The organism is Pseudomonas sputi (assembly GCF_021603585.1).
Classification (GTDB): Bacteria; Pseudomonadota; Gammaproteobacteria; order Pseudomonadales; family Pseudomonadaceae; genus Aquipseudomonas; species Aquipseudomonas sputi.
The window spans coordinates 266,611-291,760 of record NZ_BQHI01000005.1 but is presented as its reverse complement, the minus strand read 5'-3'; the positions used below and the strand labels follow the sequence as shown (position 1 = coordinate 291,760).

Sequence of the window (25,150 nt, the reverse complement as noted above, 5' to 3'; positions counted from 1 at the left end):
CGAGGCAGCGCCTGAAAAAGAACGGGCGATCAGACCGCCGCGTTGTAGAACTGCTCGCTGCTCTTCTGCTCCACCAGTGCCTGCTCGATGGCGGCCTGATGCACTTCGTCGGCGTGCTCTTCGCGCGCCTCCGGCTGAATGCCCAGACGCGCGAACAGCTGCATGTCCTTGTCGGCCTGCGGGTTGGCGGTGGTCAGCAGTTTGTCGCCGTAGAAAATCGAATTGGCACCGGCGAGGAACGCCAGGGCCTGCATCTGCTCGTTCATCGCTTCGCGGCCGGCGGACAGGCGCACGTGGGATTGCGGCATCAGGATCCGCGCCACGGCGAGCATGCGGATAAAGTCGAACGGATCGACGTCGTCAGCGTTTTCCAGCGGCGTACCGGCGACTTTCACCAGCATGTTGATCGGCACCGACTCCGGATGCTCTGGCAGGTTGGCCAGCTGGATCAGCAGGTTGGCGCGGTCATCGAGGGACTCGCCCATGCCGAGGATGCCGCCGGAGCAGATTTTCATCCCCGCGTCGCGCACGTAGGCCAGGGTTTGCAGACGCTCGGCATAGGTGCGGGTGGTGATGATGCTGCCGTAGAACTCCGGCGAGGTGTCGAGGTTGTGGTTGTAGTAATCGAGCCCGGCCTTGGCCAGGGCTTCGGTCTGATCCTGATCGAGACGACCGAGGGTCATGCAGGTTTCCAGGCCCATGGCCTTCACACCTTCGACCATTTTCAGCACGTAAGGCATGTCCTTGGCCGATGGATGTTTCCACGCCGCGCCCATGCAGAAACGGGTCGAACCGATGGCCTTGGCGCGGGCGGCCTCTTCGAGCACTTTCTGCACTTCCATCAGCTTTTCTTTTTCCAGCCCGGTGTTGTAGTGACCGGACTGCGGACAATATTTGCAATCTTCCGGGCAGGCGCCGGTCTTGATCGACAGCAGCGTGGAGACCTGGACGCGGTTGGCGTCGAAATGCGCGCGGTGCACCGTTTGCGCCTGGAACAGCAGGTCATTGAATGGCTGAACGAAGAGTGCTTTGACTTCGGCCAAAGTCCAGTCGTGACGCAGGGTGGCAGTGGTGCTGGCGCTCATGGGCGTTTCCTTGGTTATGCTTGGCTGGCGCCTGGGGAAACGGAATATCCACAGGCACGACACGGATGTTCGGCATATTTAAGGAAGAGCCATGCGCTGTCAACCACACTACGAAAGACCGGTTTACATCTGGTTAAAAAACAAACAGAACTGTTTATTGTGCGATGAACCGGCGGACGCGCAAATCCCGATCTGCACCGCCTGTGAAACCGATCTGCCGTGGCTGGGCGATCAATGCCGGACCTGCGCTTTGCCCCTCGCCGCCGGCCTGACCTGTGGTGGCTGCCTGAACGATCCGCCGGCCTTTGAACAGGTGGCCGTACCCTGGACGTACAGCTTTCCGGTGGACACCCTGATCACCCGTTTCAAGCACAACGGCAAATGGCCGCTTGGCCACTTGCTCGCCGACGTTCTCAGCGAGTTTCTGCAACATCGCTTCGAAGAAGACCTGCCTCGCCCGGATGCCCTGCTGCCGGTGCCGCTTGCACCGAAACGCCTGCGCCAGCGCGGCTTCAATCAAGCGGCGATGCTCGCGCAGTGGCTGGGCAAGTCACTCGACCTGCCTTGCGAGGAACACAATCTTTTGCGCGTGCAGGATACCGACGCCCAGCAGACCCTCAACGCCAAGGCGCGTAAACATAATCTGCGTCATGCCTTCGCCCTCAGTCCCGATGCACAGGTGAAAGGCCGACACCTGGCTCTGGTCGACGACGTGCTGACCACCGGCGCCACCGCGCAGGCGCTGGCCCGTTTGCTGATGGACGCCGGCGCCGCGCGGGTGGATGTGTACTGCCTCGCCCGCACGCCAAAACCCGGCGACGCGGCTTGACGGATACGCCACGAGTCGCCAACGTCCTTCCTCAACCCTTCAGCACAAAGCGCCCGCCATGTCCCTGCCCAGCCTGTTGTCCCAGCACATCGTCCGCCGTCCGCAGCGCATCGCCTTGCTGCAACACATCGCCGAACAGGGCTCGATCACCCGCGCCGCAAAAAGCGCCGGCCTGAGTTACAAGGCGGCGTGGGATGCCATCGATGAGTTGAACAACCTCGCACAAAAGCCTCTGGTCGAGCGAGCGGTCGGCGGCAAGGGTGGCGGTGGCGCCAGATTGTCGAGCGAGGGCGAGCGGGTGCTGCGCCTGTATCAAAAGCTGCAAGCCTTGCAGGCTCAGGTGCTGGAGGCGGCCGAGGACGCCAGCGACCTGGATCTGCTCGGTCGGTTGATGCTCAGGACCAGTGCGCGCAATCAGCTGCACGGCAAAGTCGTGCTGATCGAAGGTCAGGGCCGCAACGACCTGATTCGCCTCGAACTGGCCGAAGGTCTGTCGATCAACGCACAGATCACCCACGACAGCACCGTGCACCTGGAGCTGCAACCGGGCACCGAAGTGGTGGCGCTGATCAAGGCCGGCTGGCTCGAATTGCTCGCGCCACAGGCCACCCCTGCCGTCGGCCACAACCTGTTGAGCGGTCGGATCGAGGCGATTCTCGACGCCGAAGACGGCCCGAGCGAAGTGCGCATCACCCTGCCCAACGGCCAGACCCTGTGCGCGCTGGCCGAACCGTTGGACTTGCGCAGCCGTGGTCTGAAGGTCGAGCAACCGGTGCAGGTGCAATTCTCCCCGTCCAATGTGCTGCTCGGAACACCGCTCTGACCGCACTGCAACGAAAGCGTCATCGACCCGCATTAAGGTGGCTGCCAAAACCATGCAGGGAGCCTGATGTGAGCCTATTAGAAGAAAACCAATCCACAGACCTGGAAAAAATGGTCGGCCTGAGCCGTCGCGGTTTCATCAGCGCGGGCGCGCTGTGTGGCGCGGCGATGTTCCTCGGCGGCAACCTGCTGAGTCGCAGCGTGCTGGCCGCCAGTGTCAGCGCCGGCAACAGCCGTCTGCTCGGCTTCGACAGCATACCGGCTGCCACCACCGACACCATCAGCCTGCCCAAAGGCTACAAGTCGTCGGTGCTGATCAGTTGGGGTCAGCCGCTGCACAAGAACGGCCCGGCCTTCGACCCTAGCGGCAATGGCACCGCGGCCGCACAGGAAGTGCAGTTCGGCGACAACAACGACGGCATGAGCCTGTTCGAATTCCCGGGCGAGAAAAACCGCGCGTTGATGGCGATCAACAACGAATACACCAACTACCGCTACCTCTACCCGCACGGCGGCATGCCGCAGTCGGCCGAGGACGTGCGCAAGGCCCTGGCCTGCGAAGGCGTGTCGGTGATCGAAGTCCAGCGCAAGAACGGTCAGTGGCAGTTCGTCCAGGGCTCGCGCTACAACCGGCGCATTCACGGCAACTCGCCGCTGCGTATCAGCGGCCCGGCCGCCGGCCACGAGCTGATGAAAACCAGCGCCGACAAACACGGCAAGAAAGTCCTCGGCACCTTCCAGAACTGCGCCAACGGCAAGACGCCGTGGGGCACTTATCTGACCTGCGAAGAGAACTTCACCGACTGCTTCGGCAGCAGCAACGCCCAGCAACAGTTCGACCCGGCGCAGAAGCGCTACGGCGTGTCGGCCGCCAGCCGTGAGATCAACTGGCATCCATTCGATCCGCGCTTCGACATGGCCAAGAACCCGAACGAACTCAACCGTCACGGCTGGGTCGTGGAGATCGATCCGTTCGACCCGCAATCGACGCCGGTCAAACGTACCGCGCTGGGCCGCTTCAAACATGAAAACGCCGCGCTGGCCGAGACCGACGACGGTCGCGCCGTGGTGTACATGGGCGACGACGAACGCGGCGAGTTCATCTACAAATTCGTCAGCCGCGACAAGATCAATCACCGCAACGCCAAGGCCAACCGCGACATCCTCGATCACGGCACGCTGTACGTCGCCAAATTCGATGCCGGCGACGGCAATCCGGATCACCCGAAAGGCCAGGGCCAGTGGATCGAACTGACCCACGGCAAGAACGGCATCGACGCCAGCAGCGGGTTCGCCGATCAGGCCGAAGTGCTGATTCATGCGCGACTCGCCGCCAGCGTGGTCGGCGCCACGCGCATGGACCGTCCGGAATGGATCGTGGTCAGCCCGAAAGACGGCCAGGTCTATTGCACCCTGACCAACAACGCCAAGCGCGGCGAAGACGGCCAACCGGTGGGCGGACCGAACCCGCGCGAGAAGAACGTCTACGGGCAGATTCTGCGCTGGCGCACCGACCGCGACGATCACGCGGCGAAGACGTTCGCCTGGGATCTGTTCGTGGTCGCCGGCAACCCGGGCGTGCACGCCGGGACACCGAAGGGCGGTTCGTCGAATATCACCCCGCAGAACATGTTCAACAGCCCGGACGGCCTCGGCTTCGACAAGGCCGGACGGTTGTGGATTCTCACCGACGGTGATTCGAGCAACACCGGTGACTTCGCCGGGATGGGCAACAACCAGATGCTCTGCGCCGATCCGGCGACCGGCGAGATTCGTCGATTCATGGTCGGGCCGATCGGTTGTGAAGTCACCGGGATCAGCTTCTCGCCGGATCAGAAAACCCTGTTCGTCGGCATTCAGCACCCGGGCGAGAACGGCGGTTCGACCTTCCCCGAGCACCTGCCGAACGGCAAGCCGCGGTCATCGGTGATGGCGATTACCCGTGAAGACGGCGGGATCGTCGGCGCCTGATCGGACGACGCGCTGATCGTTCCCGTGCGCGGCACGGGAACGATCCCACTCAAGACAGCCCGTCTGCGCTACCATGCTGAGCCGGACGCGGCAGCCTGCTGCGCGCAGGAGTCAGCATGGCCCACCCGTTTGAAACCCTCACCCCAGACCTCGTGCTCGATGCCGTCGAAAGCATCGGCTTCCTCAGCGACGCGCGCATTCTGGCGCTCAACAGTTACGAAAACCGCGTCTATCAGGTCGGCATCGAAGACTCGGAACCGCTGATCGCCAAGTTCTATCGCCCGCAGCGCTGGACCAACGAAGCGATCCTGGAAGAGCACCAGTTCACCTTCGAGCTGGCCGACGTCGAAATCCCCGTGGTTGCGCCACTGATCCACAACGGCGAAACCCTGCACGAACACGCCGGTTTTCGTTTCACCCTGTTTCCCCGTCGCGGTGGCCGGGCGCCGGAGCCGGGCAATCTCGATCAGCTGTATCGCCTCGGCCAGTTGCTCGGGCGCATGCACGCGGTCGGCGGCACCAAACCGTTCGAACACCGCGAGGCGCTGGCGGTGAAGAACTTCGGCCATGACTCGCTGACCACACTGCTGGAAGGCAACTTCATCCCCAAAAGCCTGCTGCCGGCCTACGAGTCCGTCGCCCGCGACCTGCTCAAGCGTGTGGAAGACGTCTACGCCAACACGCCGCACCAGAACATCCGCATGCACGGCGACTGCCACCCCGGCAACATGATGTGCCGCGACGAGATGTTCCACATCGTCGACCTCGACGACTGCCGCATGGGCCCGGCAGTGCAGGACATCTGGATGATGCTTGCCGGCGACCGTCAGGATTGTCTGGGGCAGTTGTCGGAATTGATGGACGGCTACAACGAATTCCATGACTTCGACCCGCGCGAACTGGCGCTGATCGAACCGCTGCGCGCCCTGCGCCTAATGCATTACAGCGCGTGGCTGGCCCGGCGCTGGGATGATCCGGCGTTCCCCCGCAGCTTTCCGTGGTTCGGCAGCGAGCGGTATTGGGGCGATCAGGTACTGGCGTTGCGCGAGCAACTGGCGGCGCTGAACGAAGAGCCGTTGAAGCTTTTCTGACACGACACGTCTAGACAACTGCCCGTACAATCGCTGCTTTGTCAGTTGCCTGAGCAAGGATTCTGCATGCAAGCCGCCAACCCGCGTCGCGGGTACATTCTGGGCCTGAGCGCCTACATCATCTGGGGATTGTTCCCGCTCTACTTCAAAGCCATCGCCGAAGTGCCGGCGGTGGAAATCATCATTCACCGGGTGCTGTGGTCAGCGCTGTTCGGCGCGCTGCTGTTGATGGTGTGGAAGCATCCCGGCTGGTGGCAGGAGCTGCGCAACAACCCGAAACGTCTGGCGATTCTCGCGCTCAGCGGCACCTTGATCGCGGCCAACTGGCTGACCTACGTGTGGTCGGTGAACAACGGCCGGATGCTGGAAGCGAGCCTGGGTTACTACATCAACCCGCTGGTGAACGTGTTGTTGGGCATGCTGATCCTCGGCGAACGCTTGCGGCGCATGCAGTGGCTGGCGGTTGGTCTGGCGGCGGTCGGTGTGGCGCAGCAGGTCTGGCAGGTCGGCAGTCTGCCGTGGGTCTCGCTGGCGCTGGCGCTGACCTTCGGTTTCTACGGGCTGATCCGCAAACAGGCTCCGGTCAAGGCGTTGCCGGGGCTGGTGGTGGAAACCTGGATGCTGGTGCCGATCGCTATCGCGTGGCTGCTGTTCAATCCGACTGCAACCAGTGCCCAGGCCGAGTTCTGGACCACCTCCGAAGCCTGGTGGCTGGTGGCGGCCGGTCCGGTGACGCTGGTGCCGCTGGTGTGCTTCAACGCGGCAGCGCGGCACCTGCCCTACACCACCCTCGGTTTCCTGCAATACCTGGCGCCGACGCTGGTGCTGCTGCAAGCCGTGCTGCTGTTCGGCGAGCACCTGTCGTCCAGCACGCTGATCGCCTTCATGTTTATCTGGGCCGGTCTGGCGGTCTACAGCGTCGATGCGTGGATGAGTCTGCGCCGGCGCAGCTGATCAAAAAACGCACAAACCTCCACAGGCCACGGTTCTCGTGGCCTGTATCGTTTCTTCCCAAGGTTATCCACAGCGTGATCCCCGCCGTTTGTGCGCAAGTCACTGAATGCTGGCGGTTTTTTGATCAATTCTCGCCAAGCCACGGCGGACGTGACCTGGCGCTCGGTCTCTACAGGTTATCCACAGGCAGGTGCAGGTTTAAACTGGATAACCCGATCCGTCTTCACAGGTCGGTGCGCAACACCAGTTCGACCATCAAGTCATCGGCCAGGGTTTCCAGGCGCGATTGCAGCACGTCCAGCGACAGGGTCAGCGGCACCGCCAAAATGGCTTCAGCGTGGAATAGCGGCTCACTGCTCATGGGGGCCGGACGTACTTCGGTCACCAACCTTTCCAGATTCACGCCCTGCTCGCTCAGCAGCCGGGTGATGTCGCGCACGATGCCCGGTCGGTCATTGCCCACCAGCTCCATGGCGATCGGTTTCCAGGTGCAGGCCTGTTCGATACCGCTTTCGGCCACTAGCACGCGAATGCCCTGAGCCGACAGTGCTTGTAAGGCATCGACTAATTCGTCGTAAGCCTCCGCCGGCACGCCCACCCGCAAAATCCCGGCAAACTGCCCGGCCATCCGCGACATGCGGCTTTCCAGCCAGTTGCCGCCGTGTTCGGCAATGCATTGGGCGATGCGCTCGACCTGCCCGGGCTTGTCCGGTGCGAAGACGGTGAGTACGAGGTGATCCATGGCGCAGCCCTCTTGTCATGACTTTTGTTATAGAAAAGCAAGTATAGGCAAGCGCGCCTCAGACGCTCGAAGTCACAAATCGTGTACAACTTTTTATATTTAACTGGAACAATCCATTGGTTTTTTGAGAACATCCCGATCCGCGCCGTGACCGCAATGCGTCATGGGGTCGCAGAACGACGTAATTAGTCTGATTTTCACAACCGTAACTCATCATGTAGTATGCCGCAGCGCGCACTACATAACGCTGGATCGATGTCTGCCCAAGGCACGTTCGCAACCCTGAAAGCCCCGTCAGCAAGGCCCCCAAGCCGTTGATTGGTCCCAACCCAGCCGCCAGCGATGGCATGTACTGGTCAAGGGGTTTGTGGTTTAAATGGCCAGAGGCTTCATTGTTAAATTGAAGAGCTGAAAAGCGAAATAGCTGAGCAGAGTGAGGCAAGCAATGACTGAACACGTTCAAGTCGGTGGCCTGCAGGTCGCCAAAGTCCTGTTCGACTTCGTGAACAACGAAGCCATTCCCGGTACCGGCCTCACCGCCGACAAATTCTGGGAAGGTGCCGACAAGGTCATTCACGACCTGGCGCCGAAGAACAAAGCCCTACTCGCCAAACGCGATGACTTCCAGGCTCGTATCGATGGCTGGCACCAAAGCCGTGCCGGTCAGCCGCACGACGCCGTGGCCTATAAAGCCTTCCTGCAAGAAATCGGTTATCTGCTGCCAGAAGCGGCTGATTTCCAGGCAACGACGCAAAACGTCGATGACGAAATCGCCCGTACCGCCGGCCCGCAACTCGTGGTGCCGGTGATGAACGCCCGCTTCGCCCTCAACGCCTCGAACGCCCGCTGGGGTTCGCTGTACGACGCCCTGTATGGCACCGACGCCATCAGCGAAGCCGGCGGCGCGGAAAAAGGCAAAGGCTACAACAAGGTGCGTGGCGACAAAGTCATCGCCTTCGCCCGTGCGTTCCTCGACGAAGCGGCACCACTGGAGGCCGGCTCCCACGTCGATTCCACCGGCTACCAGATCGCTGACGGCAAACTGCTGGTCACCCTCAAGGGCGGCAGCACCAGCGGCCTGCGCAACGACGCGCAACTGATCGGTTTTCAGGGCGACGCCAGTGCGCCGATCGCGATCCTGCTGAAAAACAACGGCCTGCATTTCGAAATCCAGATCGATGCCAGCACCCCGGTCGGCCAGACCGATGCCGCCGGCGTCAAAGACATCCTGATGGAAGCGGCGCTGACCACCATCATGGACTGCGAAGACTCCGTGGCGGCCGTCGATGCCGACGACAAGGTGGTGATCTATCGCAATTGGCTGGGCCTGATGAAGGGCGACCTCGCCGAAGCCGTGTCCAAGGGCGGCCAGACCTTCACCCGCACCATGAACCCGGATCGCACCTACACCAGGGTCGACGGCAGCGAACTGACCCTGCACGGCCGCTCGCTGCTGTTCGTGCGCAACGTCGGTCACCTGATGACCATCGACGCGATCCTCGATAAGCACGGCAACGAAGTGCCGGAAGGTATCCTCGACGGTCTGGTGACTTGCCTGGCGGCGATGCACAACCTGAACGGCAACACTTCGCGCAAGAACACCCGCACCGGTTCCGTCTACATCGTCAAACCGAAGATGCACGGCCCGGAAGAAGCGGCGTTCACCAACGAGCTGTTCGGTCGCATCGAAGATGTGCTGGGCCTCAAGCGCAACACCCTGAAAGTCGGGATCATGGACGAGGAACGCCGTACCACGGTCAACCTCAAGGCCTGTATCCAGGCTGCCAGCGAGCGCGTAGTGTTCATCAACACCGGTTTTCTCGACCGCACCGGCGATGAAATCCACACCTCCATGGAAGCCGGCCCGATGGTACGCAAGGCCGACATGAAGGCCGAGAAGTGGATCGGCGCCTACGAAAACTGGAACGTCGATATCGGTCTGAGCACCGGCCTGCAAGGTCGTGCGCAAATCGGTAAAGGCATGTGGGCGATGCCCGACCTGATGGCGGCGATGCTCGAACAGAAAATCGCCCACCCGCTGGCCGGCGCCAACACCGCCTGGGTTCCGTCGCCGACCGCCGCGGCACTGCACGCGCTGCACTACCACAAGGTCGACGTGTTCGCCCGTCAGGCCGAGCTGGCCAAACGTGCCCGCGCCTCGGTCGATGACATCCTGACCATCCCGCTGGCGGTCAACCCGAACTGGACGCCGGAGCAGATCAAGAACGAACTGGACAACAATGCCCAGGGCATTCTCGGTTACGTGGTGCGCTGGATCGACCAGGGCGTGGGTTGCTCGAAAGTGCCGGACATCAACGACGTCGGTCTGATGGAAGACCGTGCGACGCTGCGTATCTCCAGCCAGCACATCGCCAACTGGCTGCGCCACGGTGTGGTCACCGAAGCGCAAGTGATGGAAAGCCTCAAGCGCATGGCGCCGGTGGTGGACCGTCAGAACGCCAACGACCCGCTGTACCGTCCGCTGGCCCCGAACTTCGACAGCAACATCGCCTTCCAGGCAGCGGTCGAACTGGTGATCGAAGGCACCAAACAGCCGAACGGTTACACCGAGCCGGTTCTGCACCGTCGTCGCCGGGAGTTCAAGGCCAAAAACGGGCTTTGATCAAACCCTGAATACAACAATGCCCTGATTTTATAATCGGGGCATTGTTGTTTTTATCAACTATTTCTATGCCAGAAAAACTGACCTTTTAAATCGCAAATATTAGGGCGTTCAGCGGGAATGAATTGGACATCAATCACCCCGCTAATGGAGCCTCCGCCATCCCAAACAGACAAGTAGATAAAACCTCCCGCCATATGAAACATACCAGGAATACCCGGCCACACGAACATGATCGGATCAAGTCTGGGATCGATTATGATTTGACCGTCCTCTAGTTCTGTCTTTTGAAAAAGGAGAAGAAAATCCGCGCCATTCCCATCTTGGATACCTATGCCTGTTGCACCCGGAGGACCACTGACACTGATATCTGTTGATGACCATAGAGTTTTTACACCATCGACCTTGACTTCCAGAAGGGCCCTTCCTGTAGAGGACGCCAATGTACTTTTAGCGTTCTTCAGGTCCTTCGAAAAATCCACGAGTTTTTGTTGTCTTTCCGAAATGTCCATAAGAAACCTCTATCACTGATCAAATAATCCTAAGAACCCTCAGGACTTTCAAGATCAGTAAATAGCGACTCAAAATTTAGATCTACTGTCAGAATTGACAGGTACGGATCAGTTTCAGATCAACGGTAAATCTGACTAAACGTTCAATCCCAACTCATGCCTGACTAGCCCCAGCAATTTCGTCGTATCAATCGGTTTGAGCAGGAAATCCACCACGCTCAGATGCATCGCCGCAATCGCATCCTTCACGTCGGCATCGCCCGAAACAATGATGATCGGCATCGCCGCCCGCACCGATTCACGCACCTGACGAATCAGATCCAGGCCATCGACATTGCCCATCCGCAGATCGGTGATCACCAGGCCGATGGAGGGCCTTTCCTCGAGCATCTTCAGGGCGGACTCACCGCTGGCCGCGGTCATGCAACGAATACCGTCCAACCCGAGAATTTCCGACAACAGCTCCCGGGCGTCCTTGTCGTCATCGACGATCAATACACGCTGCGGTGGCAGATCGGGTTCGAGCATTACAGCACTGAGCGCCTCGCGCTCGGCGTCGCTCAAAATATCGTGGTCGGACATGGCGTTCTCTACGTTTTCAAATCGATCCCCTGGCACAGTGGTCAGACATCGCTGGGCAGAGCTTCAATGTGCACTTCGTCGGATTTTTTTCCAAGAGGCGAACCGAAGAATTTCCGACTGATTTTGTAGGGCATATCCGAAAACTCCCCAACGGCATGCCCAACCTAGACTTACGTCCAATGGGCACCCCGCGCGCTGGGGTCGACCATGGCTGCAACGATCCGACAACAACAATTCGAAAAAGACTGCGGTAATGGTTATGAGTAAAGCGGACGCCTTCACCCAGGCAGGGAAAACCGCGGTGTTGCAGAACATTCAGGGCACTTTGCAATTCCTCCAGCGCTTCCCCCCTTTCAATCAAATGGAACATGCCCACCTGGCCTACCTGGTGGAGCAATGTCAGCTGCGCTTCTACGGTCAGGGCGAGAGCATCATCAAACCCGCCGACGGGCCGGTCGAACACTTCTATATCGTCAAGCAGGGCCGAGTGGTCGGCGAGCGTCCGCACACGGCCAAGGGCGGTACCGAAACCACATTTGAAATCACCACCGGCGAGTGTTTTCCCCTCGCCGCGCTGCTCGGCGAACGGGCGACCCGCACCGAACACCTGGCCGGCGAAGACACTTTCTGCCTGCAACTGAACAAACCGGCGTTCATCAAGCTGTTCGCCCTCTCGAGCACTTTTCGCGATTTCGCCCTGCGCGGGGTCAGCAGCCTGCTCGATCAGGTCAACCAGCAAGTCCAGCAAAAAGCCGTGGAAACCCTCGGCACCCAGTATTCGCTGAACACCCGCCTTGGCGAATTGGCCATGCGCCATCCGGTGACGTGCAGCCCTTCCACCCCGCTGCGCGAAGCGGTGAAGCTGATGCACGAACAACAGGTCGGCAGCATCGTCGCGGTGGACGAACACAAAGCGCCGCTGGGGATTTTCACCCTGCGCGACCTGCGGCATGTCGTGGCGGAAGGGGTTGGCGATTTCAGCGAGCCGATCGAACGCCACATGACGCCCTCGCCGTTCTATCTGACGCCGGATCACAGCGCTTTCGACGCGGCGATTGCCATGACCGAACGGCATATCGCCCATGTTTGCCTGGTCAAGGACCAACGCCTGTGCGGCGTGGTTTCCGAGCGAGATCTGTTCTCGCTGCAACGGGTCGATCTGGTGCACCTGGCGCGCACCATTCGCAGCGCCCAGCGGGTCGAGCAACTGGTGACCCTGCGCGGCGAGATCGGCCAATTGGTAGAACGCATGCTCGCTCACGGCGCCTCGTCTACCCAGATCACCCACATCATCACCCTGCTCAACGATCACACCGTGTGCCGGGTGATCGAGCTGACCCTCGCCGAAAAAGGCGACCCCGGCGTGCCGTTCAGTTGGCTGTGCTTTGGCAGCGAAGGCCGGCGCGAGCAGACTCTGCACACCGATCAGGACAACGGCATTCTGTTCGATGCGCGGGATGCGGCCCATGCGGCGGAGATTCGCGGCAAGCTGCTGCCCATCGCCCAGCAGATCAATAACAGCCTGGCACAATGCGGCTTCACCCTGTGCAAGGGCAACGTCATGGCCGGCAATCCAGAGCTGTGCCTGTCCCGCGCCGAGTGGGCCCGACGCTTTGCCGCGTTCATCCGCGAGGCGACGCCGGAGAACCTGTTGGGCTCCAGCATCTATTTCGACCTGCGCGTGGTCTGGGGTGATGAACACGGCTGCGAGCAACTGCGCCGGGGCATTCTCGATCAGGTCGGCGACAATCGTCTGTTCCAGCGGATGATGGCGGAAAACGCCTTGCGCAACCGTCCGCCGGTGGGACGGTTCCGTGAGTTCGTGCTGACCCGCAAGAACGGCGAGAAAGCCACGCTGGACCTGAAAATCCAGGGCCTGACCCCGTTTGTCGACGGTGCCCGCTTGCTCGCGCTGGCCAACGGCATCGACGCCAACAACACCCTCGAACGTTTCCGCCAACTGGTGGATAAAGACGTCATCGACCGGCTGGATGGCGCCGCGTACGAAGAGGCCTACCACTTCATCCAGCAGACGCGCATGCAGCAGCATCAACTGCAGACCCGGGAAAACCAGCCGTATTCGAATCGGGTCGATCCCGACAGCCTCAATCATCTGGACCGGCGGATCCTGCGTGAATCCCTGCGCCAGGCCCAGCGCCTGCAAAGCAGCCTGACCTTGCGGTATCAGCTATGAGCCTGTTTTCGTGGCTGCGTCCGGCCAGCCCCGTTGTGCCGGGTGACCTGCAACAGCGCCTGGCGAAACTGCCGGCCATCGGCGAACTGCGCGAATGCAGCCTGCGGGAACAGCGCTGGGTGGTCCTGGACCTGGAAACCACCGGGCTGAACCTGAACAAGGATCAGGTGCTGTCGATCGGCGCAGTGGTGATCGAGGACGGGGCGATCGACTTCAGTCAGCAGTTTGAACGCACCCTGCAATGCCGCGAGCTGAAACTCGGCGCGAGTGTGTTGATCCACGGTCTGGCACCGAGCACGATTGCCGCGGGCAGCGAGCCCACCGAAGCCCTGGTCGAGCTGCTGGAGTTTATCGGCGACAGTCCGGTGCTGGCGTTTCACGCCTCTTTCGACCAGCACATGCTCGGCCGCGCGCTGAAGGAACATCTGGGACACAAGTTGCAGACGGTGTTTCTCGATGTGGCGCAGATCGCTCCGCTGCTATGTCCGCAGGCACACATTCGCGAGGCGGGGCTGGACGAGTGGATCGACTGGTTCAAGCTCGAAGTGTTCGAACGTCACCATGCGAGTGCCGATGCCCTGGCCACGGCGGAACTGGCGCTGATCCTGTTCAGCCGGGCACGCCAGCAGCAAATCCACAGCCCGCTGAATCTGCAGCAACGCCTGAGCCAGTGGAAACGCCGCCAGCAGACGCATTCGTTCTGAATCCGGGTTGTCGCCCGACAACCCGACCGGTGGCCAATTGCTAACCATTCCCACCTCTGCCACAATCGCGAACAATTCTCGTTAGTTAACACTTCCCAGTCGGTGTCGTCGTGTCCTCAGCCCAAAGCCCTCACAGCGAGCTCGTCGGTGCGTTGTATCGCGACCACCGTGGCTGGCTGCTGGCCTGGCTGCGCCGCAATGTGGCCTGTCCGCAACGGGCCGAAGACCTGAGCCAGGACACTTTCGTCCGTCTGCTCGGCCGCGACGAACTGCTGACACCCCGTGAACCCCGGGCGTTTCTGGTGGCGATCGCCAAAGGGTTGTTGTTCGACTACTTCCGCCGGGCCGCGCTGGAACAGGCGTATCTGACCGAACTGATGCTGATCCCCGAAGGCGAACAGCCCTCGGTCGAAGAACAGCAACTGATCCTCGAAGACCTCAAGGCCATCGACCGCATGCTTGGCAAGCTGTCGACCAAGGCCCGCGCCGCTTTCCTCTATAACCGTCTCGACGGTCTGACCCACGCCGAAATCGCCGACAAACTCGGTGTGTCGGTCCCACGCGTGCGCCAGTACCTGGCCCAGGGCATCCGCCAGTGCTACATCGCACTGTACGGTGAGCCGACATGAGCCCGGCCAGTTCCCGACCGGTCCCGGCCCATGTGCTGGACGCGGCGATTGCCTGGCAATTGACCCTCGACTCCAGCTCGCCACTGGAGCGCGAAGAATTTGCCAAATGGCACGCGGCCAACGAAGAACACGCTCGCGCCTGGCGCCAGCTGGGCATGCTCGACCAGCGATTCAGCGTGGCCAATGGCCCGGCACGCACCGCGTTGCTGCAATCGCGCGAAGGCATCCGTCGCCGGGTGCGCAAGCTGGGCAGCGGATTGGCCAGCGTCGTGGCAGTGGTCGGGCTGGCGTTGTTTGCCGGCGAGCGCTATCTGCCGCTGGATTACTGGCTCGCCGATCAACGCACCGCCACCGGCGAACAGCGCACCGTGCGCCTGGCCGACGGCACCGTGCTTAACCTGAATACCCACAGTGCCGTGGATGTCCGCTTCGATGAACAGCAACGGCTGATCGTGTTGCAGGAAGGCGAAATCCTCGTCGAAACCGGTCACGGCGATGCAAGGCCGTTCATTGTCGAAACCGCCGAGGGCAGCATGCGCGCCCTCGGCACGCGGTTCCTGGTCAAGCGCGAAGACGCCGGCACGCGCCTGAGCGTGTTGCAGTCGGCGGTGGCGGCGCATCCGCAATCCGATCCGCAGGAACAGATCCTGCGCGAAGGCCAGCAAGTGCTGATCCGCCACAGCGGTCTGGATTCGGTGGTGGCGCTCACCCCAGGCGCCGATGCCTGGACCCGCGGCATGCTGGTGGTGGACAACGCGCGGCTGGAGGACCTGGTGCATGAACTCGGTCGTTATCGTCGCGGCCATCTGGGTATTGCGCCGGAAGTCGCCGACCTGCGCATCACCGGCAGCTTCCCGCTGCACGACACCGACAAGGCGTTGAATGCCCTGCTGCCAACCCTGCCCGTGCAGATCGAGCAGCACACGCCATGGTGGGTGACCGTGGCCAAGGCTGATCCGAAGCCCTGACATTCAGCGCTGCCTACCCGCGACGGGCCACCTGCCCCCCCTGAAAACGGACTTTCTGCTGACTTTTGCAGCGATGTCGTTCGTTAATCGAAATTATTTTCATCCGGCCCTATCACTTTTCGAATTTCGTCCGGCACACAGGCAATTGAGAAATATTTCCATTCAGGAGCCGCCGTATGTCCCGTTCGCTAGACACCTTGTTGCGCCCCAGTTTGCTGGCGCTCGCCATTGCCCTGTGCACCCCGCTGGCCAGCAGCCAACTGATCGCCGCCGAACAGGCATCCAGCGTGCGCGCCTACAACCTGCCGGCCGCCCCGCTGTCGACCACCCTGAACCAGATCGCCAGCCAGGGCGGCCTGACGCTGTCGCTGAACCCGTCGCTGGCGGCGGGCAAGACCTCGGCGCCGGTCAACGGCCAATATGACGCGGCTGGCGCTCTGCGCGCGGCCCTGCGTGGTACCGGTCTGCAACTGGAACAGAGCAGCGCCGGCACCTACACCCTGGTCGCCGTGCCGGAAGGCGCGATGGCCCTGCCGGAAACCTCGGTGATCGGCGTGGAAAACTATGAAAGCGCCTGGGGCCCGGTCGAAGGCTACACCGCCACTCGCACCGCCGCCGGCACCAAGACTGACACCGCGCTGGTCGAAGCGCCGCGTTCGATTTCGGTCGCCACGCGCCAGCAAATGGAAGACCGTGGCGTACACAGCCTCGATGACGCCGTGCGCTATATGCCGGGCATCACCGCCAGCAGTTACGGCAGCGACACCCGCGCCGACTGGCTGCGCGTGCGCGGTTTCGAACCGACTCAGTTCCTCGACGGACTGCCGCTGCCAAAAGGCGTGTACGCCAACCCGAAACAGGAAACCTGGAACCTCGACCGCCTCGCCCTGCTGCGCGGCCCGGCCTCGTCGGTTTACGGCCAGACCCCGCCGGGCGGCCTGCTGGACATGGTCAGCCGTCGCCCGAGCGATGTGCAGAGCAGTGAAATCCAGCTGCAATACGGCAGCGACAACCACCGTCAGATCAACTTCGCCAGCACCGGCAAGATCGACGACGCCGGCCAGTTTCTCTACGGCCTCAGCGGTGTGGTACGCGACAGCGGCACCCAGATCGACCACGTCGACAACAAGCGCTACAACATCGCGCCGAGCCTGACCTGGAACCTCGACGACGACACAAAATTCACCCTGCTGACCCAATTCACCCGCGACGATACCGGCATCACCAGCCAGTTCCTGCCAGTGCAGGGCACCAAGATCGACATGCCGTTCGGCAAGGTGTCCCACCACAAGAACCTCGGCGATCCGGACTGGGAATACTACGACCGCACCTACTACGCGTTGGGCTATGCCTTCGAACATCGCCTGAACGATACCTGGCAGTTCAAGCAGAACCTGCGCTACACCAAGTCGGATCTGTCGTTCCAGGGCATCACCGTCGGTTCCTACCCGTTCACTCAAGTGGACAACGACGGCAACGTTGGCCGTACCACCACTATCGTCGACGAAGACATCAGCCAGTTCGCCGTGGACAACAACGTCCAGGCCGACTTCGCCACCGGCGACATCCGCCACACCCTGCTGCTGGGCCTGGATCACCAGCGCAGCAACACCAACTACACCTCGATCTTCGGCAGCGCGCCGGAGATCAATGTGAACAACCCGATCCATGGTCAGCCGATCGTGCACCCGGCGCGTTCTACCGCGTTCTACGACTACAACCAGAAAACCTACCAGACCGGCCTCTACATCCAGGACCAAATGGCCCTGGACCAATGGCGCCTGACCCTCGGTGGTCGTGAAGACTGGGTGCACACCAGCACTCAATTCATCAACAAGGGCGACGCCACCAACACCCAGCGTGACAAGGCGTTCAGCGGTAACGCGGCGATCAGCTATATCTTCGACTCCGGTTTCGTGCCGTACCTGTCCTACGCCGAATCGTTCCAGCCGACCACCGGCGCCGACGCCTCGTCGACCGAATCGCTCAAACCGACCGAGGGCAAGCAGTGGGAACTGGGCATCAAGTACCAGCCACCGGGCAGCAAGACCCTGCTGACGGCGGCCGTGTATGACCTGACCCAGAAAAACGTCTCGGTCAGCTCGTTCGTCAACGGCGTGTCGATCACCAGCCAGACCGGTGAAGTGAAAGTCAAAGGCCTGGAGCTGGAGGCCGTCTCCGACGTGACCGACAACCTGAAGGTCATCGCGGCGTACACCCTGGCCAAGTCCGAAGTGCAGAACGGCGCCGACAAGGGCAACCGCCTGCAACTGATGCCGAACCAGCAAGCCTCGCTGTGGGCTGATTACACCTGGCACAACGGCGTGCTCGACGGCTTCGGCATCGGCGCTGGCGCGCGCTACACCGGCAACACCTACGGCGACAAAGCCAACACCTGGCTGGGCAAGGCGGACGCCTACACCGTGTTCGACGCCGCCGTGCATTACGACCTCGGCCGTCTGGACAACAGCCTCAAAGGCGCGTCGCTGGCACTCAACGCCACCAACCTGCTGGACAAGGATTACATCTCCACCTGCGACAGCTTCTACTGCTACTACGGCGACCAGCGCAGCGTCGTCGCCAGCGCCACTTACAAGTGGTAAGCGCCTGAGCTGAACAGGCCCTGCAACCAGGCCGTCCCTCGTGGACGGCTTGGGTGTTTTTGAAGGTCATGAAATGAAAAGTAAAACCATTCGCCGCTGGTCCTTCGTCCACACCTGGACCAGCCTGATCTGCACCGTATTTTTGCTGCTGCTGGCCCTGACCGGCCTGCCGCTGATTTTCCATCACGAGATCGAACACCTGCTGGGCGATGCACCCGAGTTGCGCGTGATGCCCGCGGACACGCCGCATCTGAACCTGGCGCAACTGGTGGAGGCTGCGGAAAAGCACCGGCCCGGCGAAGTCGTACAGTATTTCGGCTTCGAAGACGACGAACCGAATGCCGTGCTGACGATCATGGCCAGGACCGCCGGTACCGAGCCCAACTCCTCGCACACCTTCATGCTCGACGCGCGCACCGGCGAAGCCCTGGAAATGCCGTCGGCCAACGGTGGGCTGATGCTGTTCATCCTGCGCCTGCACGTCGACATGTTCGCCGGGCTGCCGGGCAAGCTGCTGCTGGCGTTCATGGGCTTGCTGTTCGTGATCGCGATCGTGTCCGGCACGGTGTTGTACCTGCCGTTCATGCGCCGCTTGAAGTTCGGCACCGTGCGCCAGGACAAATCCACCCGCCTGCGCTGGCTCGACCTGCACAACCTGATCGGCGTGGTGACCCTGACCTGGGCACTGGTGGTCGGCGTGACCGGCGTCATCAGCGCCTGCGCCGATCTGCTGATCGCCGCGTGGCGGGCCGACGCCCTGACGACCCTGATCGCGCCCTACCGCGATGCCCCGCCGCTGACGCAACTGGCCCCGGCCACCCGGGTGCTGGACATCGCCGGCAGCGTCACACCGGGGATGAAACCGGACTTCATCGCCTTCCCCGGCACCCGTTTCTCCAGCGAGCACCACTACTCGGTGTTCATGAAGGGCGGCACCCACCTGACCTCACACCTGCTGACCCCGGTGCTGATCGACGCCAGCACCCTGCAAGTCACGGCGGTCGCAGAACGACCGTGGTACATGGACGCCATGGGCATGTCGCAGCCGCTGCACTTCGGTGACTACGGCGGCATGCCGATGAAAATCCTCTGGGCCACGCTGGACGTGCTGACCATCATTGTCCTCGCCAGCGGCGTGTACCTGTGGGTGGTGCGGCGCAAGGCCGCGAAACCGGTGCCGGAAACAGCGGGGGCGTCCGCATGAAGCCGCGTCAGTCGAACTTCTGGAAGGTCTTCAGCACACCGCTGGTGATTGCGCTGCTGAGTGCGGCGGGCTTGTTCGCGGCGCTGCTGGGCGATGGGATCTGGGATGGTTTGAGCTGGGTGGGTCTGGGCATTCCGGCCGCCATTGCCCTGCGCGGATTGCTGCAACACCGCTGAGCGGCTTGAGCCTGACGGGCAACGCGCTATGCTGCCCGTCATTGCCCTTGACCGAGACCCTGCCGATGTCCGCTCCCAGCATGACCCTGTTCCACAACACCCTGTCACCGTTCGTGCGCAAAGTCATGGTGCTGCTGCACGAGACCGGCCAGCAGGATCGCGTCGCGCTGCAGGACTGCGTGCTCAGCCCTGTCAGCCCGGATCCTGCCCTCAACGCAGACAACCCGCTGGGCAAGATCCCGGCCCTGCGCCTGGCCGACGGCAATGTCATCCATGACAGCCGGGTGATCCTCGATTACCTCGACCACCAGCACGTCGGCAACCCGCTGATCCCCCGCGAAGGCTCGGCCCGCTGGCGGCGCCTGACCCTGGCCTCGATGGCCGACGGGATCATGGACGCCGCAGTCATGGTGCGTTACGAGCAGGCCCTGCGCGCTCCGGAAAAACACTGGAATGAATGGCTCGACGCCCAGCGCGAGAAGATCCGCCGCGCCCTCGCCTTGCTGGAGCGCGACGCGATTGCCGAGCTGACCTGCCATTTCGACGTTGCCGCGATCAGCGTGGCCTGTGCGCTGGGGTATCTGGATCTGCGCTTCCCGGATCTGGGCTGGCGTGACGCCAATCCGCAACTGGCCAACTGGTTCTTTGAAGTGAGCCAGCGGCCGTCGATGATCGCGACGATGCCGAAGGTTTGAGGCACCGGGCGGGAGGCAACGAGGCAAAGATCAACGTCATCAACACCTCGGCCTCCCGCTGCTCGTCACGCAAGCCCACGAACCGGCTCACTGCACCGCTCCGATATCGAATTGCAGCGGTTTGGTCGGTTTCTGCCCGATCCCGTACCAGTCCAGATTGCGGGTCAACACCATGAACACACCGAGCAGACCGAACAGCAACAGCGAGCCCATCAGCAGTGCGTAATCCTCGGCACTCAGCAGGCCATAGAGCAAACCGTACAACGCTGCCAGCCCCGCCGAAAAGCTCAAGCCATGACGCACGCTGCGCAATACGTGGCAGACATAGAACCCGATCAACAGCACGCAACCGCTGGCCGACAACAGATACGCCAGGGCAAACCCGATGTGCTCCGACAACGACAGCAGCAACAGATAAAAGAACGCCAGCGCCACACCCACCAGCGCGTACTGCACCGGGTGCACCGCCAGGCTTTTCAGCACTTCGAACAGGAAGAAACCGGCGAACGTCAGGACGATGAACAGCAGCGCATATTTGATCGCCCGGTCGCTCTTCAGATATTGATCTACCGGATCGATGAAACTCACGCCGAAACTGCGCCCGTTGAACGCCTCGCAATCATTGCCTGACACGCAGCGGCTCATTGCTTCTTGCAAGTTGGTGGAGAAAAACGAGGTCTGCCAGTCGGCCGTGAAGCCCTGATCGGTGATCTCGCGTTTGGCCGGCAGGAAGTTGCCGATGAAGCTTGGGTGCGGCCAGTTGGCGGCGAGGTTCACCCGGCTGGTCTTGCCCACCGGCAGCACCTGCAACGAGCCGGTGCCCTGCAGGCGCAGGTCGAAACCGAAGGCCAGTTCCGTGGTCTTGCCCGTGTCCAGCGCCGGCAGCGTCACTCGCACTCCCTCGCCCAGCCAGCCAACCTGAGTGCCGGGCACGAAGTCCAGGCGTTGCGTGCCCAGTTCCAGCTTCAGCGCGTTTTCGATCCCGCGAATGTCACTGATGCCGACCGCCAGAAACGGCGCATCGAAGGTGTAATCGGCAAAATCCTCCTTGATCCCCAACTGCGCCGGCAGGGAGAAATGCCCGCTGATGCGGTTATCGGCATGGAACAGCCGCGCCTCGTAAATGCCCCGGGCGCGCAGTTCGGTCTGCACTTGACCGTCGAGCTCGAAGCGCTCCGGCAGGAAGTACAGACGTCCACGCTCCTCGCCAATTTCCTGGTAGCGCTCATCGCTCTTCTCTCTGGTTTTCCAGGTGCGCACTACTTTGCGATACGGCACAACCATCACCGGTCCGCTGAGTTGCTGGCTGTAGCTTGAGCTTCTGGCAATGTCTTCGAGCACACCGTCACGCAACTGTTGGCGATCGTCGATGATGCCGTCGATCATCAGCAACGGCACCAGCAGCACCAGGATCAGCAGGGCAATGGCCCCGAGTTTGAATGTCAGATTTCGGTTCATCGGAACGCTCCCTTGTTGGAATGGAGCGAGTCTGCAAACGCTGTATGGATTTGTTATGGAGGTTGTGTGGGCTTTACGTGGAAATACCTGTAAAACGCTGTTCCACAAAAACCAACATTCGCCCTTCCGGGCACCGACGGACAAGACTGGAATAAAAGGACTACCGGATTGCGCAACAACTCATTTGATCTGATCAGGCACGTTGCCGCGATATGGGTACTGGTCAGCCATCACTTTGCCCTGAGCGGATTGCAGGAACCGGGCATCACTGGCTACAACTCGCTGGGTGGCATTGCGGTCATTGCCTTCTTTTCGATTTCCGGCCTGCTGATCACCCACAGCTTCCTCAACGCCAAGGGCATCACTGACTATCTGAGCAAACGTGTCGCGCGCATCTTTCCGGCGCTGATCGTTTGCGCCTTCCTCATGACGTTTGTGGCGGGCGCGGTGTTTGCCGAGGGTTATGCGACGACCCCCGCCGCCCTGATCGATTTTCTGCGCATCTCGCTGTTCGGCCGCGCGAACATCGAGCCCGTCACTGACGGGTTTATCTTCAGCGAGTCGTTCAACGGCAGCCTCTGGACGCTGAAAATCGAATTCGCCTTTTATCTGCTGGTGGCAGTGGTGCTGAGTCTGCACCGACGGGCGGCGACAGCGGGGGCGATGCTTGTGCTGTTCTGCGTGGCGACCTTTGTACTGGGCAACGGCCCGGCTACCGCACTGACTCAGAAGCTGGCGGTGTATGGATGTGCCGGCATCGCTTTTTTTGCCGGATCGCTGCTGGCCTTCTACAAGCCATTGCTGGGCGACAGACGCCGATTGGCAATCATGCTGCTGGCCTGTATCGGGATTGCTTCACTGGCGATCGGGACACCGATGGCCGGGGTGATCGTCACCCTGTGCATCTGCCTGGCCACCCTGAGTGTAGGCCTGCTCTACGTCGATCGCACCCTCCGGAGTCGATTCGACCTGTCCTACGGCATCTACCTGTATGCGTTTCCCGTACAGCAGTTGGTGATCAACAAGACATCACTGGCGTTCGTGCCGTCCATGATGCTGTCGGCGCTGATCGTGATCGTGCTGGCCATCGCCTCCTGGCACTGGGTCGAGCGACCGGCGCTGCGATGGGCGCATCGCCGAAACAAGGCTCGAATCAACGAGGCGGCAACGCCGTCCTGAGCGGGCGACGGTTTGCCGGGCGGATCACGGCAGGTGTACCTGCACCTGCACGCCCCCTGTCAGGTTCTCGATGCGCAGAGAACCACCGTGCAGCTTGACCACTTCCTCGACGAAATTCAGTCCAAGCCCCGTGCTTTTGCGCCCGCTGTCAGGACGTGGCAATGAGTAAAAGCGCTCGGTCAGACGCGTCAGCGCGTAATCGGGGATGGGCGCGGCCTCGTTGAACAGGCGAAACACAATCTGGCCGCCATCCCGCTCGGCATCAAATCGCAGCAAGCCCTTGGGTGGCGTGAAGTCCAGCGCGTTCTCCAGCAGATTGCCCAAGGCCTGGCGCAACAGAAACGGCTCGCCGAGCAACGCCAGATCGGTGGGAATGGCCTGTTCGATGCTCAGCTGTCGCCCTTCAATCCGTGCGGTCTGTGCCTGCAGGACTTCATCGACCAACGCCGCGAGCGGCACGGCGACGCGCTCTTCAAGACCCTGACGCTGCTCCACCTGAGCCAGATCGAGCAGGCGCTCGATCAACTGCTGCATTCGAGCACTTTCACTGTCGATGTTGCCGACAAAACGCAATCGCTGATCCGCCGGCATCTCGTCCTGCAGCAACTCGGCGGCACCGCGGATAGCCGCCAGCGGGCTCTTCAATTCGTGAGTCAACGTATGCACATAGCGCTCGACGTAGGCCTTGCCTTCGAGCTGGGTGCGCATCTGCTCCACGGCGGTCGCCAACTGCTCCAGCTCGCCGCCGCGATAGTGCGGCACCGCCACCCGACGGCCCTCGCTCACGGCCTGGGCGTACACGGTCAAACGGTGCAGCGCGCGGCTCAGCCACCACGACAGCACGGCGCCCAGCAGCAAGCCAAGGCCGATCAATCCAGCGCCGTAACCGAGCAGGCGGCGTTCGGTGCGATCGACATAAGGTTGTAGCGAACTGTTGGGCTTGGCCACCGTGACTACGCCGATGATCGCGCCGTTGTCGCGGATTGGCGCGCCCACATGCATCACCGAGGAGTTCGGGTCATTCGGGTCACTGCGGCTGGAACGTGCGCCGTATTCGCCGCGCAGGGTCAGGTAGACGTCGTTCCAGCGCGAGTAGTCCTGGCCGACGGCCAGACCGCTGGAGTCCAGCACCACGATGCCCTTGGCGTCGGTGACGTAGATACGGTGGTTGACCTGGTTTTTCGCCAGGCCCCAGATCGTCGCCTTCGGCTGACGCTCGCCATAGGCACGGAGCAGTTCCGGCCAGCGATTCTGGTTGAGGGTGCCGGCCTTGAAATCGTCCCGCAGGATTTCCGCCATCAGGTTGGCGGTATCGACCAGGGTTTCTTCGGTGGACTGGCGCACGCCGGGGCGGATTTCTTCCATCACGGTGTTGAGCACGAAATACCCGGTGAGGCCGATGAACAGCACGTACACCAGGAAAATCCGCAGCCCCAGCGACATCAGCTGTGCCCCGGGCTGTAGCTGTAACCGAGGCCGCGATGGGTCTGGATCGGCTCGGCCTCGGCGCGCACCCGACGCAATTTGGCGCGCACGCTCTTGATATGGCTGTCGATGCTGCGCTCGTAACCGGCATCCGCCGCCACGCCCAGCGCATCGAGCAGTTGCTCGCGGCTGAACACCCGCTCGGGTTGTTCGAGCAGGCATTGCAGCAGACGGAATTCGTGGCGGGTCAGGCTCAGGGGCTGGCCGCGATAGCTGATCTGCACGCGTTCGGGATCGATGCGAAACAACGCCGAGGACGCCTCGATGATCGGGCGCGGTGCCATGCGCTTGAGAATCGCCCGGACCCGCGCCGCCACTTCCCGTGGGCTGAACGGCTTGACCACGTAATCGTCGGCGCCGATCTCCAGGCCCACCACCCGGTCGATCTCGGCGTTGCGGGCGCTGAGAAACAGCACCGGCACTTCACTGAAGCGACGCAGCTGCTTGCAGGTTTCGAAGCCGCTGATGTCCGGCAGACCGATATCGAGGATGATCAGATCCGCCGGGGTCTGGCGCTGATGCTCCAGCGCCGCCGCGCCCAGGCTCAGCCAGGTCGTGGTGAAGCCCTCGCCCTGCAAGGCAAAAATCAACGTATCGGCAATCGCCGCTTCGTCTTCGACAATCAGGATATGAGGCATGGCGTC

22 protein-coding genes are annotated in these 25,150 nt (G+C 61.8%); 15 read left to right on the top strand and 7 right to left on the bottom strand.

Going from position 1 to position 25,150, the window contains the following annotated elements:
* Positions 1-29 precede the first annotated feature (29 nt).
* Positions 30-1,085, bottom strand: coding sequence for a biotin synthase BioB (gene bioB, locus L6D81_RS10065; RefSeq protein ID WP_236178931.1), 1,056 nt, complete (start codon positions 1,083-1,085; stop codon positions 30-32).
* 91 nt (positions 1,086-1,176) lie between these two features.
* Between bioB and L6D81_RS10060 the strand changes: the two genes are divergently transcribed.
* From L6D81_RS10060 to rarD, 5 genes are all read left to right on the top strand, one after another.
* The gene (locus L6D81_RS10060; RefSeq protein WP_236178930.1) at positions 1,177-1,914 is read left to right on the top strand and encodes a ComF family protein; all 738 of its coding nucleotides are present in this window, start codon (positions 1,177-1,179) and stop codon (positions 1,912-1,914) included.
* Between the two features lie 58 nt (positions 1,915-1,972).
* The gene (locus L6D81_RS10055) at positions 1,973-2,737 is read left to right on the top strand and encodes a TOBE domain-containing protein (RefSeq protein WP_236178929.1); all 765 of its coding nucleotides are present in this window, start codon (positions 1,973-1,975) and stop codon (positions 2,735-2,737) included.
* Between the two features lie 68 nt (positions 2,738-2,805).
* Positions 2,806-4,707, top strand: a complete 1,902-nt coding sequence (locus L6D81_RS10050; RefSeq protein WP_236178928.1) for a PhoX family protein — start codon at positions 2,806-2,808, stop codon at positions 4,705-4,707.
* 116 nt (positions 4,708-4,823) lie between these two features.
* Positions 4,824-5,798, top strand: a complete 975-nt coding sequence (locus L6D81_RS10045; protein ID WP_007959832.1) for a serine/threonine protein kinase — start codon at positions 4,824-4,826, stop codon at positions 5,796-5,798.
* Between the two features lie 66 nt (positions 5,799-5,864).
* Complete coding sequence (gene rarD / locus L6D81_RS10040; protein ID WP_236178927.1) at positions 5,865-6,752, top strand: EamA family transporter RarD; 888 nt, start codon at positions 5,865-5,867, stop codon at positions 6,750-6,752.
* Positions 6,753-6,975: 223 nt separating this feature from the next.
* Here rarD and L6D81_RS10035 read toward each other — a convergent pair whose 3' ends face one another.
* Positions 6,976-7,494 carry a glycine cleavage system transcriptional repressor gene (locus L6D81_RS10035; protein WP_011336250.1) on the bottom strand — a complete coding sequence of 173 codons (519 nt, stop codon included), beginning with the start codon at positions 7,492-7,494 and terminating at the stop codon, positions 6,976-6,978.
* A 445-nt stretch (positions 7,495-7,939) separates the two neighbouring features.
* Here L6D81_RS10035 and L6D81_RS10030 point away from each other — a divergent pair, with 445 nt between their 5' ends.
* Complete coding sequence (locus L6D81_RS10030) at positions 7,940-10,117, top strand: malate synthase G (RefSeq protein ID WP_236178926.1); 2,178 nt, start codon at positions 7,940-7,942, stop codon at positions 10,115-10,117.
* 56 nt (positions 10,118-10,173) lie between these two features.
* Here L6D81_RS10030 and L6D81_RS10025 read toward each other — a convergent pair whose 3' ends face one another.
* Positions 10,174-10,629: a hypothetical protein gene (locus L6D81_RS10025; protein WP_236178925.1), complete on the bottom strand. Its 456-nt coding sequence runs from the start codon at positions 10,627-10,629 to the stop codon at positions 10,174-10,176.
* 135 nt (positions 10,630-10,764) lie between these two features.
* A complete protein-coding gene (locus L6D81_RS10020; RefSeq protein ID WP_236178924.1) occupies positions 10,765-11,211 on the bottom strand; it encodes a response regulator in 447 nt (148 codons plus the stop codon).
* Between the two features lie 253 nt (positions 11,212-11,464).
* Between L6D81_RS10020 and L6D81_RS10015 the strand changes: the two genes are divergently transcribed.
* From L6D81_RS10015 to L6D81_RS09980, 8 genes are all read left to right on the top strand, one after another.
* Complete coding sequence (locus L6D81_RS10015; protein ID WP_236178923.1) at positions 11,465-13,405, top strand: putative nucleotidyltransferase substrate binding domain-containing protein; 1,941 nt, start codon at positions 11,465-11,467, stop codon at positions 13,403-13,405.
* Complete coding sequence (locus L6D81_RS10010) at positions 13,402-14,109, top strand: 3'-5' exonuclease (protein ID WP_236178922.1); 708 nt, start codon at positions 13,402-13,404, stop codon at positions 14,107-14,109. The genes L6D81_RS10015 and L6D81_RS10010 overlap by 4 nt, the downstream gene beginning before the upstream one ends.
* A 110-nt stretch (positions 14,110-14,219) precedes the next feature.
* Positions 14,220-14,738: an RNA polymerase sigma factor gene (locus L6D81_RS10005; RefSeq protein ID WP_039768032.1), complete on the top strand. Its 519-nt coding sequence runs from the start codon at positions 14,220-14,222 to the stop codon at positions 14,736-14,738.
* Positions 14,735-15,706 carry a FecR domain-containing protein gene (locus L6D81_RS10000; RefSeq protein WP_236178921.1) on the top strand — a complete coding sequence of 324 codons (972 nt, stop codon included), beginning with the start codon at positions 14,735-14,737 and terminating at the stop codon, positions 15,704-15,706. Before L6D81_RS10005 ends, L6D81_RS10000 begins: the two co-directional genes overlap by 4 nt.
* A gap of 176 nt (positions 15,707-15,882) precedes the next feature.
* Positions 15,883-18,309, top strand: a complete 2,427-nt coding sequence (locus L6D81_RS09995) for a TonB-dependent siderophore receptor (protein ID WP_236178920.1) — start codon at positions 15,883-15,885, stop codon at positions 18,307-18,309.
* Between the two features lie 73 nt (positions 18,310-18,382).
* Complete coding sequence (locus L6D81_RS09990; protein WP_236178919.1) at positions 18,383-19,513, top strand: PepSY-associated TM helix domain-containing protein; 1,131 nt, start codon at positions 18,383-18,385, stop codon at positions 19,511-19,513.
* Positions 19,510-19,689, top strand: a complete 180-nt coding sequence (locus L6D81_RS09985) for a hypothetical protein (RefSeq protein ID WP_236178918.1) — start codon at positions 19,510-19,512, stop codon at positions 19,687-19,689. Before L6D81_RS09990 ends, L6D81_RS09985 begins: the two co-directional genes overlap by 4 nt.
* Positions 19,690-19,754: 65 nt before the next feature.
* A complete protein-coding gene (locus L6D81_RS09980) occupies positions 19,755-20,384 on the top strand; it encodes a glutathione S-transferase (RefSeq protein WP_236178917.1) in 630 nt (209 codons plus the stop codon).
* 87 nt (positions 20,385-20,471) lie between these two features.
* On the opposite strand, the gene creD is transcribed toward L6D81_RS09980, so the two are convergent.
* A complete protein-coding gene (gene creD, locus L6D81_RS09975) occupies positions 20,472-21,842 on the bottom strand; it encodes a cell envelope integrity protein CreD (RefSeq protein ID WP_236178916.1) in 1,371 nt (456 codons plus the stop codon).
* A gap of 168 nt (positions 21,843-22,010) precedes the next feature.
* Between creD and L6D81_RS09970 the strand changes: the two genes are divergently transcribed.
* Positions 22,011-23,021, top strand: a complete 1,011-nt coding sequence (locus tag L6D81_RS09970; RefSeq protein WP_236178915.1) for an acyltransferase family protein — start codon at positions 22,011-22,013, stop codon at positions 23,019-23,021.
* Between the two features lie 24 nt (positions 23,022-23,045).
* On the opposite strand, the gene creC is transcribed toward L6D81_RS09970, so the two are convergent.
* Both creC and creB read right to left on the bottom strand, forming a co-directional pair.
* Positions 23,046-24,464, bottom strand: coding sequence for a two-component system sensor histidine kinase CreC (gene creC / locus L6D81_RS09965; RefSeq protein ID WP_236178914.1), 1,419 nt, complete (start codon positions 24,462-24,464; stop codon positions 23,046-23,048).
* Complete coding sequence (gene creB, locus L6D81_RS09960; protein WP_236178913.1) at positions 24,464-25,144, bottom strand: two-component system response regulator CreB; 681 nt, start codon at positions 25,142-25,144, stop codon at positions 24,464-24,466. Before creB ends, creC begins: the two co-directional genes overlap by 1 nt.
* Positions 25,145-25,150: the final 6 nt, after the last annotated feature.

Coding starts and splice junctions, on each gene's coding strand:
- bioB (WP_236178931.1), bottom strand. CDS start 1,085: ATGAGCGCCAGCACCACTGCCACCCTGCGTCACGACTGGACTTTGGCC.
- L6D81_RS10060 (WP_236178930.1), top strand. CDS start 1,177: ATGCGCTGTCAACCACACTACGAAAGACCGGTTTACATCTGGTTAAAA.
- L6D81_RS10055 (WP_236178929.1), top strand. CDS start 1,973: ATGTCCCTGCCCAGCCTGTTGTCCCAGCACATCGTCCGCCGTCCGCAG.
- L6D81_RS10045 (WP_007959832.1), top strand. CDS start 4,824: ATGGCCCACCCGTTTGAAACCCTCACCCCAGACCTCGTGCTCGATGCC.
- rarD (WP_236178927.1), top strand. CDS start 5,865: ATGCAAGCCGCCAACCCGCGTCGCGGGTACATTCTGGGCCTGAGCGCC.
- L6D81_RS10035 (WP_011336250.1), bottom strand. CDS start 7,494: ATGGATCACCTCGTACTCACCGTCTTCGCACCGGACAAGCCCGGGCAG.
- L6D81_RS10030 (WP_236178926.1), top strand. CDS start 7,940: ATGACTGAACACGTTCAAGTCGGTGGCCTGCAGGTCGCCAAAGTCCTG.
- L6D81_RS10025 (WP_236178925.1), bottom strand. CDS start 10,629: ATGGACATTTCGGAAAGACAACAAAAACTCGTGGATTTTTCGAAGGAC.
- L6D81_RS10020 (WP_236178924.1), bottom strand. CDS start 11,211: ATGTCCGACCACGATATTTTGAGCGACGCCGAGCGCGAGGCGCTCAGT.
- L6D81_RS10015 (WP_236178923.1), top strand. CDS start 11,465: ATGGTTATGAGTAAAGCGGACGCCTTCACCCAGGCAGGGAAAACCGCG.
- L6D81_RS10010 (WP_236178922.1), top strand. CDS start 13,402: ATGAGCCTGTTTTCGTGGCTGCGTCCGGCCAGCCCCGTTGTGCCGGGT.
- L6D81_RS10000 (WP_236178921.1), top strand. CDS start 14,735: ATGAGCCCGGCCAGTTCCCGACCGGTCCCGGCCCATGTGCTGGACGCG.
- L6D81_RS09995 (WP_236178920.1), top strand. CDS start 15,883: ATGTCCCGTTCGCTAGACACCTTGTTGCGCCCCAGTTTGCTGGCGCTC.
- L6D81_RS09990 (WP_236178919.1), top strand. CDS start 18,383: ATGAAAAGTAAAACCATTCGCCGCTGGTCCTTCGTCCACACCTGGACC.
- L6D81_RS09985 (WP_236178918.1), top strand. CDS start 19,510: ATGAAGCCGCGTCAGTCGAACTTCTGGAAGGTCTTCAGCACACCGCTG.
- L6D81_RS09980 (WP_236178917.1), top strand. CDS start 19,755: ATGTCCGCTCCCAGCATGACCCTGTTCCACAACACCCTGTCACCGTTC.
- creD (WP_236178916.1), bottom strand. CDS start 21,842: ATGAACCGAAATCTGACATTCAAACTCGGGGCCATTGCCCTGCTGATC.
- creC (WP_236178914.1), bottom strand. CDS start 24,464: ATGTCGCTGGGGCTGCGGATTTTCCTGGTGTACGTGCTGTTCATCGGC.
- creB (WP_236178913.1), bottom strand. CDS start 25,144: ATGCCTCATATCCTGATTGTCGAAGACGAAGCGGCGATTGCCGATACG.